Source organism: Bacillus cereus group sp. RP43, assembly GCF_040459645.1.
GTDB lineage: Bacteria > Bacillota > Bacilli > Bacillales > Bacillaceae_G > Bacillus_A > Bacillus_A mycoides_C.
The window spans coordinates 133,077-145,725 of record NZ_JARVHQ010000001.1; the positions used below are offsets into that span (position 1 = coordinate 133,077).

Sequence of the window (12,649 nt, forward strand, 5' to 3'; positions counted from 1 at the left end):
GGGAGGAATACACATGTATAAGATTGATGAAGTAACAAAGCAAGTGGGTTTAACAAAGCGTACACTTCGTTATTATGAGGAAATTGGTTTAATTCATCCCCCAGAACGCAGTGAGGGGAATATTCGTCTGTATACAGACGAGGACATTGCAAGAATTAAAAGGATTGTGGAAGCAAAAGAAGTACTAGGAATTACGCTTCAAGAAATGCAACATTTCTTATCGTTAAAAGAAAGAATGGAACAAAGAAGAAATAGTGAGAATCCGCGTGACCGTGAAGTGATTCAAGAAATTAAAGAGATGCTTGAAAAACAAGTGCAAACGTTAGACGAGAAAATGGAGCAAATGCAGCGTGTTAAGGCAGAGCTAGAGGATAGTTTAAGCCGTGCAGTTACATTTTTAGAGAATACAAAAGGAGAGTAATCAAAATGGAGAGCAAACAAAAATTAGGGAGATTGATTACAGTGGTGGCTACCTTCCTTGCCTTTTCAGGTATAGGGGTAGTCGACCCAATTTTACCAAGTATTGCTGAACAAATTGGTGCATCCCATTGGCAAGTCGAGATGTTATTTACAGCATATATTTTAACGATGGCAATTATGATGTTACCAGCTGGAATATTTGCATCAAGATTTGGTGATAAACGAATGATGACGATTGGTCTTGCGATTGTGACTGTATTTGCATTTATATGTGGTATATCGCAAACGATTGCTCAATTATCTCTTTTCCGCGCTGGGTGGGGATTAGGAAATGCGATGTTTTTTGCTACAGCAATGACACTTTTAATAGCATTAAGTAAAGAAGTTCATGAAGCAGTAGGATTATATGAAGCAGCCATTGGTTTAGGGATGGCAGGTGGACCATTATTAGGCGGGATATTAGGTGGACATTCTTGGCGTTACCCATTTTTTGCGACGAGTATTTTAATTTCCTTAGCATTTATTTTAGTTTTCTTTTTTGTAAAAGAACCGGAGCGAAAAGTGAAGCGTAAAGCAGCGGGCGTAGGTGAATTACTTAACCTGGTGAAGTATAAACCGTTTATGCAAGGTGCCATTTCAGGGATGTTATACTACTACGGATTTTTCGTTGTACTAGCATATTCACCACTTATTATGCATTTATCTGCTATTCAATTAGGATTTGTATTTTGTGGATGGGGATTAGCGCTAGCTTACGGATCAGCAATTTTAGCGCATAAGCTAGAAGGTAAATATGAGCCGAAAACATTGTTAAAAGGCAGTTTACTCGTATTTGCGATTTTCTTAATTGCATTATTCTTCGTAAAAATTATGTGGTTACAAATCGTGTTAATCGTTCTATCTGGATTAGCATCAGGATTAAATAATGCGTTATTTACAAGTTATGTAATGGATATTTCACCTTATGAAAGATCTGTTACATCAGGTGTTTATAACTTCGTTCGTTGGTTAGGAGGAGCGATTGCTCCAATTTTATCAGGAGTTATCGGTCATACTGTTTCGCCGCAAAGCCCGTTTTTAGTTGGTGGAATTGTTGTGTTAGTCGGTTGTGTTATGATCTTAATTCCAATTCGTAAACCGGTAGAAATAGAGACAGAAGCCCTTTCTTAAGAAAGGGTTTTCTTTCCTATTACAGAGCAAACCCTTTTCGTACATATGTTAGAACCCTCTGACTAAAATATATTTTCGGTATTTTTGTACTTTTAACTATACTTTTTGGATGTTTTGTTTTATTTTTGTTAGGGGACATTAAAGATGTCCCTATTATAAATTTGCATTGAAAGGCGTGATTGTACGATGGAACTATGGTTCACTGAAAAACAAACAAAACATTTTGGGATTACGGCGCGTATTAACCGCACATTACATACGGAGCAAACAGAATTCCAAAAACTTGATATGGTTGAAACGGAAGAGTTCGGAAACATGCTTATTTTAGACGGCATGGTTATGACGACAGAAAAAGACGAGTTCGTTTATCATGAAATGGTAGCGCACGTGCCTTTATTTACACATCCAAACCCTGAAAACGTATTAGTTGTTGGCGGTGGTGATGGTGGTGTTATTCGTGAAGTGTTAAAACACCCAAGCGTGAAGAAAGCAACTCTTGTTGAAATTGATGGAAAAGTAATTGAGTACTCTAAGCAGTACTTACCATCAATTGCAGGTGCATTAGATAATGAGCGTGTAGAAGTAAAAGTAGGAGATGGTTTCCTACACATCGCAGAAAGCGAAAACGAATATGACGTAATTATGGTAGATTCTACTGAGCCAGTAGGCCCAGCAGTAAACTTATTTACAAAAGGCTTCTATGCTGGAATTTCAAAAGCGTTAAAAGAAGATGGTATTTTCGTTGCCCAAACGGACAACCCTTGGTTTACACCAGAACTAATTACAACTGTGTTTAAAGATGTAAAAGAGATTTTCCCAATTACTCGTTTATACACAGCAAACATTCCAACGTATCCAAGTGGACTTTGGACATTCACAATCGGATCTAAAAAACATGATCCTTTAGAAGTAAGTGAAGAGCGTTTCCACGAAATCGAAACGAAATACTATACAAAAGAATTACACAATGCAGCATTCGCATTACCGAAATTTGTTGGCGATTTAATTAAGTAAGAGCGTTAAATTGAAATGAATAAAGTGTAAGTAACTCATTTAAGGTGTTTGTCTAGAAGGCTTGAACATGCTAGTTACTTACACTGCTACAAATGAAGTAGTCTTCTTGTAATAAAAAGAAGGCGCAGGTAAATCGAGAAAGAGGAGTTATAGGCTCCAAATTTGAGAAATAATGAAAGGTTGGGATACCTTAAGTTCCACACAAGGAGGAAAAGAGTATGCGTTTTGATGAAGCTTATTCAGGTAAAGTATTTATAAAAAGTCATCCAAGTTTTGAAGAGTCAAAGGCGGTTATTTATGGGATGCCTATGGATTGGACAGTAAGTTTTCGTCCAGGATCTCGCTTTGGCCCTGCACGTATTCGTGAAGTATCAATCGGTCTTGAAGAATATAGTCCGTATTTAGATCGTGAACTAGAAGAGGTAAAATATTTTGATGCGGGTGATATCCCATTACCATTCGGAAATGCACAACGCAGCTTAGACATGATTGAAGAGTATGTATCAAAACTTTTAGATGCCGGTAAGTTTCCACTAGGTCTCGGCGGTGAGCACTTAGTGTCTTGGCCAATTTTTAAGGCAATGGCAAAAAAATATCCGGATTTAGCAATCATCCACATGGATGCTCATACTGATTTACGTGAATCGTATGAAGGGGAGCCTTTATCCCACTCTACACCAATTCGTAAAGTGTGTGATTTAATTGGTCCGGAAAACGTATATTCTTTCGGAATTCGTTCTGGAATGAAGGAAGAATTTGAATGGGCGAAAGAAGTAGGTATGAACTTATACAAATTTGACGTATTAGAGCCGTTAAAAGAAGTATTACCGAAACTTGCAGGACGTCCAGTCTATGTCACAATCGACATTGATGTATTAGACCCAGCTCATGCTCCTGGAACAGGAACGTTAGAGGCTGGGGGTATCACATCTAAAGAACTATTAGATTCCATCATGGCAATTGCAAATTCAAATATAAATGTAGTTGGAGCAGACTTAGTAGAAGTAGCTCCTGTCTACGACCATAGTGATCAAACACCAGTCGCAGCAAGCAAATTCGTGCGGGAAATGCTGCTCGGTTGGGTAAAGTAAAAGTGAAGCCGACTGTTTAGACCCGGTGACTAAGGTTCTTTCCTGCAAAAGGTGCTTTTTACCTTTTGCAGGGAAGGTTCTTAGACGCAAGGGTCTAGGAGGCGTAACTGGATATAATAAAAGCGGAGGCAGCTCGCTCAGAATCGCAGGTCATTGGAACGCTCGACCGAGAGTGTGAAATAGCCGGAGATTCTAGCCGCTGTAGCTGGATAAAATAAGAGCCTCCTATATGAATAGGGGCTCTTATTTTTGTCGTTATGTGTCGGCAAGTCGATATATTTAAAAAATCGCTGATATAATTTCACTGGTTGTCACGCAAGATCAAAAAGAGTTATTCTCAAACGATGAGAATAACTCTTTTTCTTATGCAACTTTCTCTTCCGAATTAATTCCACGAATTTCATCAGCAGAACGGATCGGATATTTGCGGAACACAATGGAACCAACGTATCCAACAATAGTGGTAACGATTCCACATAATACGGCAGCAATCGTTACTTTTATTACATCATTAAATCCGAACAATACGAGAAGTCCTGGAATTGGTGATGCTGTCCCTGGTGCATTATTAACGAGCTGGAATAGCGACGTAATAATACCGGCAAGCGCACCGCCAACAAAGTTCGTCATATAGATAGGAATTGGGTTTGCTGAGACAACATCGGCTTGTGTTAACGGCTCGATTGCCACAGCGATTATATCTTTCTTTGAACAAATTTTTAGTCGTTTAAAGAAAATAAAGTTCATTGGGGCAGAAGCTGCTACGGCAAGACTACCAATTGCCATTGGTAAACCTGTTAATCCAAGCATTGCAGTTAGTGCCATAGAACTCAGTGGAGATGTAGAAATAACTGTGATTAATCCACCAAGCATAATACCCATAATGATAGGACTTTCTGTAGTTGCAACTGAAATCATAGAACCGATTTTACCGAGTGTGGCGTTAACGAGCGGATCCATAAGCATAGCCATTCCACGTGAAATTGGTGCGGCAATAAATAAAATTGCTAAAAATTCTACACCAGCTGGTAATTTCTTTTCGAGAAATTTCACGACGAAGGCACAAACGTATCCAGCGAAAAATCCTGGTAAAATACCGAACCCACTAGTAGCTATACCGATTAAAACAGCGTATACGGGTGAAACACCGATTGCTAATGCTACTAAAATCGCCGCTGCGACACCGCTCATACTACCAGAAGCTTCTCCTACTGATTGTAAAAAGTCATTATGAAACATTTCTCCACCGATATAACGGTGAAATGCCTCAATAAGAAAACTCGCGATTGCTGCATTAGCTAAAGCACCCATTGCTTTCATTCCGTAAGGAGCACGGTAACTAAAAAGTGTAAATAGACAGAGTACAACAAGTAATAGTGCTAAACCTTGCAAGATAGCCATTTGAAAACTGTCTCCTTTGATTTTTGTAATAAAAATTCGTATCATTCAATAATAATATAAAAGTTTGTTAAACGGAAAAACTTTTTGCCCGGAAATTGCTGTAAGGTGAAAAAGTCTTACAATAATGTAAGGGAAGTGTAAGACATTTCGATAGAGTATAGTATGCTTTTTTTCGTATAATACAGGTATAGACATACGGTTAGTGAGAAAGAAGTAGAAACAGGAGGCGCATTTATGAAATTGGTAATAAAAGTTTTAGTTGTGTTCGCCATTATTTTAGGGGGAACAGCATATTATTTAAACACAAAAACAGAAGGTGTACACGCTTTTGTAGACAACTTCTTTTCAAATAAAGAAATACAAGATTATTATGCAGTTATAGATAAAGGTGAGAAAAAAGACGATGAATATTTGTATACATTTAAAGGGTATACGGAAGACGGAAAGCTACAAATTATTAAAAGAATAGTGAACCGTGAATTGCATACAGGTGATTTTATAAAAATTTATGCAAAGGGTATGCAAGGAAAAGGATGGGCTGAAATCCCGAAAGAATCAATCCCGCAAAAGGCATTACAAAAAATAGAAAAAGTTTAAAAGGAGCGAACAAATCGCTCCTTTTTTAATTCGTTAAAATTGTAATAGATGCGCTCTTTTTATTAGAAGTGATTGTTGCTCTTCCGCCAATTGGGAAAGTGAAAATAGGAGTTGTATGCCCAAAACTAGCATTTGCAATGATAGGTATATGTTTAAGTTCTATCTTTGAAGCAATCATTTCTTGAATATCTGCTATCGTACATTCTGCTCCTTTTTGCATTCTTCCTATAACAATGCCTTTTACATGTTCAAAGCCAGGTTGCTGCATAAGAGAATGTAAATATCGATCAAAAGTTTTAAGGGTAGCTTTTTCTGTTAAACTATCCTCTTCAAGAAATAAAATTTTGTCCTGTAAGTTAGGCATATATGGTGTACCTTGTAGTAAATTAAATGTGCTCATATTACCACCAATAATCTCTCCTGTGGCTTCTCCTTCTTGAATTGAAACATATCCTTCATTTTTAATAAATTTTCGATTTTCCTGATCAATATACCAAGAATCATCGCTCCATGTTTCAGCCGGCAATATTTCAATAGGCTCATTAGAAGTTAAGCATTTTAAAAAGTAATCGGTCGTATAATCGAGGCCTTTCTCCATTCCAAATGAAGAGAAGTGAGGACCTGAATATGTAACTAAGGCCGTTTTAGCATAAATCGCGTTAGTTAAAGCGGTAATATCAGAGTAACCGCAGAAAAACTTCGGATTTTCTCGAATTAAATCATAATCGAGATGTTTCAATAAACCGTTAGAGTTGTATCCTCCAAGTGTCGTCAAAATTGCTTTTACATTAGGATCTCTAAATGCTTCGTGGAGGTCTTGAACTCGTGAAGAAATAGAGGCTGAAGAAAAACGATCTATTTCTTCAGCATTTTTTGAGAATGTAACGTGAAAGCCCATATCGGTTAATCTTTTTGTGGCAATCTCTCGGTTCGTATTTGAGACAATACTTAAACTACAAGATGGTGAAATAACCCTTATTTCATCACCTTTTTTTAATTTTGTTGGTAGCACCAAATTCACCCCTTTAAATGAAAGAATATTTAGATTTAAAAAACATTTTAACATATGAAATAAAGTGAAGGTGAATTATTTTTTGAAAAGGAGTTTTCCTGATTTTTCAGCAGACAGACAGAGTCTTTTTTTGATATGATAGGAAAAGTGATTTATTATATACATTATTTAATATCTATAACATTTGAAGGGTGTGCAAGACGTGAAGAAACAACTTGCAGGCTTGCCGGTACACGTTCATTTCGTAACAGAAATCCGTGAAGGGGCGAGAAAGGAAACCGTTGCTTTTGAAGCAAATGGTCAATACTATGTAAAAGGTCAAGGTACATATATAACATTCCAAGAGCCGAACGAACAAGGCGAAGTGAAAACAATTATTAAAATTCAAGATGAACAAGTTCTCATTATGCGTTCAGGTGCTATTTCTATGCGTCAGACGCATGTGAAAGGTGAATGGACAACTGGTACGTATACGAGTGAACTTGGTACGTTTGCATTGCAAACGAAAACTGATAACGTTCTTTTTAAATGGTCGGATGAAAAGAAAAAAGGACAACTCTTCTTAACGTACGCATTGCTTCTAAGTGAACAAGAAGCTGGCAGATATACAATTACAATTAATTTGAAGGAGGCAAAATAATGAATTCTTTAGAACAAGTAAAAGGATTGATTAAAGAAGAAATCCAAGCTGCTGTATTAAAGGCAGAATTAGCGACAGAAGAACAAATTCCAAACGTTGTATTAGAATCTCCAAAAGATAAAACAAATGGTGACTTCTCTACAAATATGGCAATGCAACTTGCACGAGTTGCGAAAAAAGCACCTCGTATGATTGCAGAAGAATTAGTTGCAAACTTCGATAAAGCAAAAGCTTCTATTGAAAAAATTGAAATCGCTGGTCCTGGTTTCATTAACTTCTACATGGATAATAGCTACTTAACAGACTTAATCCCAACAATCGTCAACGCTGGTGAAGCATACGGTGAAACGAATACTGGTAAAGGTGAAAAAGTACAAATTGAGTTCGTATCTGCGAATCCAACAGGCGACCTTCACTTAGGACATGCACGTGGTGCGGCAGTAGGTGACACTTTATGTAACGTATTAGCAAAAGCAGGATATGATGTATCTCGTGAGTACTACATTAATGATGCTGGTAACCAAATTCATAACTTAGCTCTTTCTGTTGAAGCTCGTTACATGCAAGCTTTAGGATTAGAGAAAGAAATGCCAGAAGACGGTTACCATGGTGCGGACATCATTGGAATCGGTAAACGTTTAGCTGAAGAATTTGGTGATCGTTATGCAAAAGCTGATGCAGAAGAAAGCTATGAATTCTATCGTTCATACGGTTTGAAATATGAGTTAGCAAAACTTCAAAAAGACTTAGGAAGCTTCCGTGTTAACTTCGATGTGTGGTTCTCAGAAACATCATTATACAAAAACGGAAAAATTGATCAAGCTCTTGCTGTATTAAAAGAGCGTGACGAAATCTTTGAAGAAGGCGGAGCAACTTGGTTCCGTTCAATGACTTACGGTGACGACAAAAACCGTGTATTAATTAAAAATGATGGTTCTTACACATACTTAACGCCGGATATCGCTTATCACCGTGATAAATTAGAGCGTGGTTTCGATAAGCTAATCAACATTTGGGGTGCTGACCACCATGGTTACATTCCACGTATGAAAGCTGCAATTCAAGCGCTAGGTTATGATAAAGAAACACTTGAAGTAGAAATTATCCAAATGGTACAACTGTACCAAAATGGTGAAAAGATGAAGATGAGTAAGCGTACAGGTAAAGCAGTTACACTTCGTGAGCTTATGGAAGAAGTAGGCGTGGACGCAATGCGTTACTTCTTCGCAATGCGTAGTGGTGATTCTCATTTAGACTTCGATATGGACTTAGCTGTATCAAAATCTAATGAAAACCCAGTATACTATGCACAATATGCACATGCTCGTGTATGCAGCATCCTTCGTCAAGGTGAAGAGTTAGGATTAGCTACAGGCGGAGACGTGAATTACAAACTTGTTACTTCTGAGAAAGAAGTAGAGTTATTGAAAAAACTTGGTGAATTCCCAGCTGTAGTTGCGGATGCAGCGCAAAAACGTCTGCCACACCGCATTACAAGCTATGCATTTGAATTAGCAGCAGCATTACACAGCTTCTACAATGCAGAAAAAGTATTAAACCAAGATAACTTAGAATTAAGTAAAGCTCGTTACGAATTAATGAAAGCAGTACGCACTACACTTCAAAATGCATTAGCAATCGTAGGAGTATCTGCACCAGAAAAAATGTAATTAAGAAAAGCGGAAGCGGCTCGCTTAGAATAGGAGGTGGATGGAGCTCCTGACAGAGAGGCGTACTTTGCCTCGGAGGAAGGCGCGAAGCCACCGAGTATTCGTTTTAAATAAAAAGCAATCACATGATGTTGTGATTGCTTTTTTATATGGAATAATAAAAAAATATCCAACAAAAGGAGAGTTTGCATCGTCTTATATAAGTGACAGGGGGGTTACGATGGAAGAAAATGTGGAGAGATCGAGTATTGGATTTGTTTCATAAAGAAGGGCCTTGTAAGAGGCCCTTTTTCTATTGAATTGTATAAGTAACAGAAAAGCTAACAAGACTGTAGTAAACGAAAGGTGCATGAAATTGAACATATATATTCCCATCTGTTTTTGCGGTAAAAATTCTCCCATAACCATCAGAATAACGTCCGATGAGATTATTATTTGTATCGTAAATGCTGTAACTAGGGGTTTTACTATTAGGATGAATTGTTAGCTCTTGTCCTTTTTTAAGGTAAATTGGTTCTTTTTCAGAGCTACTGCCAGTTTGAATAGAATAAAATTTTGTGAAGTTTTGTTCTTGAGTAGCTGCAGCAGCCTTTGTTTCAGGAATAAAAGCGGTAGCTCCTGTAACACCTGCTAAAGTCAACGCGCCTGCTAGAATAATTTTTTTCATAGTAGAAAAGCCTCCTTATTAGTTGTAATCATTTTCGTTACAGTTAATATTGTATACGATAATTAATAGGAGAAAATATGCGTTTATGCATATATATTTTTTCTCAATAAAAAACCACCGAAGAGATCGATGGTTTACGTATTATTAAGCAGCTTTTTGCCCTATTTGAGTAACAGGTTTTTGAAGAGTGTTATAAACACCAGTTCCGATAATTTCTAATGCCATTTTCATACGTTCTGGTGAAATGTTCTCAAATACGTTATCTTGAGGCGTGTGATATACCTTTTCGATATGATAGATTAATGGATTCCAACTATCGACGCCCATCCAAATAAATAGTGCAGAAGGAATACCCACTTCAGCAAATGGTACGTGATCACTAGAGCCAAATTTCCCTTGAAGAACGAGATTATTATTTAATTGCTTACCTGCATGTAAGGCAGCATCTGTTACAAGGTTTGTTGAGCCATCAGGAGTCATTGCATATAAATTCTTTGCTTTATCATAGTTTGTTGCAACCATGTCGGCGTTAAAAACACCTAAAATTCGATCGCGTTCCTTTTGGGACAGACTATTAACATAATAATCAGAGCCAAGTAAGCCGGTTTCCTCAGAACCAAAAGCAATAAAACGAATTTCTTTATCAGTTTCTACATTTTGAAAAGCATGAGCTAATTCTAATACTAATCCTGTACCAGAAGCATTATCATTTGCCCCAGGTGCTCCAACGACACTATCATAGTGTGAACTTACAACGACAGCTTTTTCATTACCTGTACTATTTTTTGGTTTCTTTTTAGCGATGACATTTAGGGATGTTAAATTAGATTCATGTCTCGCTTTTAGGGAAAGAATTGTTGTCTCCTTTGTAGCGATTTCTTCTTTAAACGCATTTCCTTGAGCATAAGCAAGACCAAAGACAGGGATAGACTGCTTTTTAGTTAAGCGAGGATTAAAGGTTTGTCCGTAGTTTCCACGACCTCCAATTAAACTGTATAAAAGAACACCTTTTGCCCCTTTACTAACAGCATTTTCAACTTGCTTATTATAATCTGCTACTGTTGCACCTCTTTCGAATAAAACAATTTTTCCATTTACCTCATTTGGAATATCGTCCAATTTTGTACCACCTTGAACAAAAATAAGCGGAGCTGTAACAGCTTCTGTAGAAATTAGTGAATTGGGAGCAGCACCAGCTTGCCAATTACGCTTTGTCCCTAATGGTGATTCGATAAATCCAACGTATTGATCCGGCACTTGAAAGGGTTGATACTCTACTTCATATCCCATTGACTTAAGCTTCATGCCAACATAGCGAGAAGCCCATTCTTCTGATTTTGTACCACCTGGACGGGGACCGATTGTTTCGGATAAGAAACGGATATGCTCGATAGCGCGGTTTGCATCAACTTGTTTTGTAATAGGTGGAGTCTGTGTAATTTCTGACGTGGAATCAGCTTTTGCTTGTCCGATTGGAGCTAAGCTAACGGCGAGTGATACAGCAAGCAAGGAGCTTACTATTTTTTGTTTCAGTGATTTTCTCATTTTTTCCTCTCCCATTCTTCTATTCTCTCTGACTGACAAAAGAAGACGGATAACGACCTTATTTTACCTTTATATATCTGAATTTTCAATAAATGTATGTTGAGAAATAAAAAACGCTATATGCACATTTGCATATTTTTAGCGGATATATGTATGCTATCATTTTAAATGAAGGATCGCTTTCTGTTTTGAAGGCTCCTACATTGCATGAATCTAGTGTACCCAAACTTTAGATTATGTAGGGAAAAGAGATCCGTTATAGGATTTCTTTTCTTTTGTTTTGTTTGAATCATGTGATGGTAACTATGTTTCCGCATTTCATAATTATCATCAGTGATATATGTAAGGCATCCATATGAAAATACGAGGCTGTTCAAGAGTTTTCCGTACTTTTGGACAGCCTCACCCCGTTAAAAAGGTGATACTTTGATGTATCACCTTTTTATTTGTATAAGCTTTCTGTTTATATGGATGTTACATACTTAAAAATAATAAAAAACAGCCGCTTTAGTAGAAGGAATCTACAAAACGACTGTTTTTTATTATAGTTGAGTTAAAATAATTGGCTCGCTACGAGTGACAACAACTGTATGTTCACATTGTGCAACAAGGCTTTTATCTGGTGTAACGAATGTCCAACCATCATCACCGCGCTCAATAATATGATCAGCTTTCATAGAGATGAATGGTTCTACAGCGATAACAAGGCCGTCTTTTAGAAGTGCATTATCCATTGGATCATAGTAGCTTAAGATGTGATTTGGGGCTTCGTGTAAGCTAAGACCAATGCCGTGACCAGTTAAGTTTTGAATAACGTTATATCCATTTTTATGTGCAAAGTTAGAAACAGCACGACCAATTTGATTTTGTTTTGATCCAGCTTTTACCTTTTTCATTGCTTCCCAAAATGAGTCTACTGCTGCTTGGCAAAGCTTTTCTTTTTCTTCATCTTCTCCAAGAACAAAGGAGATACCTGTATCTGCATAATAGCCGTCAAGTGCTGCTGATACGTCTACGTTTACTAAGTCACCTTCTTTTAATACACGATCTCCTGGAATGCCGTGAGCAACTTCTTCGTTCACACTAATGCAGGTTACACCTGGGAATTTATATTCTTTTTCAGGTGCTGACATAGCACCGTGCTCATCTAATACTTTTTTACCAATTAAATCAAGCTCTTTCGTTGTCATACCTGGCTTCGCTTGCTTTTTCATTTCTTCGCGTGCAAGTGCAACGATGCGGCCGATTTTTCGTAAACCTTCTAAATCTTGTTCATTACGAATAATCATGAAAACCACTGTCCTTCCTCGAATATATCTCTTATCCGATTGTATCATGTTTATTTTTGTACTGCTACTCGTGTGCGGCATGCGGGTTGATTCCTCTCATAAAGAATACATGACAATTGTCATATGGATGTCA

At 37.4% G+C, this 12,649-nt stretch carries 12 protein-coding genes; 7 read left to right on the top strand and 5 right to left on the bottom strand.

The features are described 5' to 3' along the window. Positions 1-13: 13 nt before the first annotated feature. The 4 genes from QCI75_RS00650 to speB all read left to right on the top strand — a co-directional run bounded on the left by QCI75_RS00650 (position 14) and on the right by speB (position 3,695). Positions 14-421: a MerR family transcriptional regulator gene (locus QCI75_RS00650; RefSeq protein WP_002016353.1), complete on the top strand. Its 408-nt coding sequence runs from the start codon at positions 14-16 to the stop codon at positions 419-421. 5 nt (positions 422-426) lie between these two features. After that, positions 427-1,590, top strand: coding sequence for an MFS transporter (locus QCI75_RS00655; protein ID WP_002089799.1), 1,164 nt, complete (start codon positions 427-429; stop codon positions 1,588-1,590). Between the two features lie 186 nt (positions 1,591-1,776). Then, a complete protein-coding gene (gene speE, locus QCI75_RS00660; protein ID WP_000424696.1) occupies positions 1,777-2,604 on the top strand; it encodes a polyamine aminopropyltransferase in 828 nt (275 codons plus the stop codon). A 218-nt stretch (positions 2,605-2,822) separates the two neighbouring features. Further along, on the top strand, positions 2,823-3,695 hold the full coding sequence (gene speB, locus QCI75_RS00665) for an agmatinase (protein WP_001209829.1): 873 nt from the start codon (positions 2,823-2,825) through the stop codon (positions 3,693-3,695). 363 nt (positions 3,696-4,058) lie between these two features. Here the strand turns inward: speB and QCI75_RS00670 are convergent, their stop codons facing one another. Then, positions 4,059-5,096 (bottom strand): PTS sugar transporter subunit IIC, encoded by a 1,038-nt coding sequence (locus tag QCI75_RS00670; RefSeq protein ID WP_144505012.1) that lies wholly within the window; start codon positions 5,094-5,096, stop codon positions 4,059-4,061. A 234-nt stretch (positions 5,097-5,330) separates the two neighbouring features. Between QCI75_RS00670 and QCI75_RS00675 the strand changes: the two genes are divergently transcribed. Continuing rightward, positions 5,331-5,693 (top strand): YxeA family protein, encoded by a 363-nt coding sequence (locus QCI75_RS00675; protein ID WP_144505010.1) that lies wholly within the window; start codon positions 5,331-5,333, stop codon positions 5,691-5,693. Between the two features lie 25 nt (positions 5,694-5,718). Here the strand turns inward: QCI75_RS00675 and QCI75_RS00680 are convergent, their stop codons facing one another. Further along, a complete protein-coding gene (locus QCI75_RS00680) occupies positions 5,719-6,759 on the bottom strand; it encodes a S66 family peptidase (protein WP_186320846.1) in 1,041 nt (346 codons plus the stop codon). Between the two features lie 148 nt (positions 6,760-6,907). On the opposite strand from QCI75_RS00680, the gene QCI75_RS00685 reads away from it, so the two are divergent. Both QCI75_RS00685 and argS read left to right on the top strand, forming a co-directional pair. Further along, positions 6,908-7,345, top strand: coding sequence for a YwiB family protein (locus tag QCI75_RS00685; RefSeq protein WP_000744340.1), 438 nt, complete (start codon positions 6,908-6,910; stop codon positions 7,343-7,345). Beyond that, entirely contained in the window at positions 7,345-9,015 is a 1,671-nt protein-coding gene (gene argS, locus QCI75_RS00690; protein WP_070168220.1) for an arginine--tRNA ligase, read from the top strand. The genes QCI75_RS00685 and argS overlap by 1 nt, the downstream gene beginning before the upstream one ends. Positions 9,016-9,307: 292 nt before the next feature. Here argS and QCI75_RS00695 read toward each other — a convergent pair whose 3' ends face one another. The 3 genes from QCI75_RS00695 to map form a co-directional block, all read right to left on the bottom strand. Continuing rightward, complete coding sequence (locus tag QCI75_RS00695) at positions 9,308-9,682, bottom strand: hypothetical protein (RefSeq protein ID WP_353759824.1); 375 nt, start codon at positions 9,680-9,682, stop codon at positions 9,308-9,310. A 144-nt stretch (positions 9,683-9,826) separates the two neighbouring features. Then, positions 9,827-11,227: a M28 family metallopeptidase gene (locus tag QCI75_RS00700; protein ID WP_353759825.1), complete on the bottom strand. Its 1,401-nt coding sequence runs from the start codon at positions 11,225-11,227 to the stop codon at positions 9,827-9,829. 542 nt (positions 11,228-11,769) lie between these two features. Next, positions 11,770-12,564: a type I methionyl aminopeptidase gene (gene map / locus QCI75_RS00705; protein WP_353759826.1), complete on the bottom strand. Its 795-nt coding sequence runs from the start codon at positions 12,562-12,564 to the stop codon at positions 11,770-11,772. Positions 12,565-12,649 lie beyond the last annotated feature (85 nt).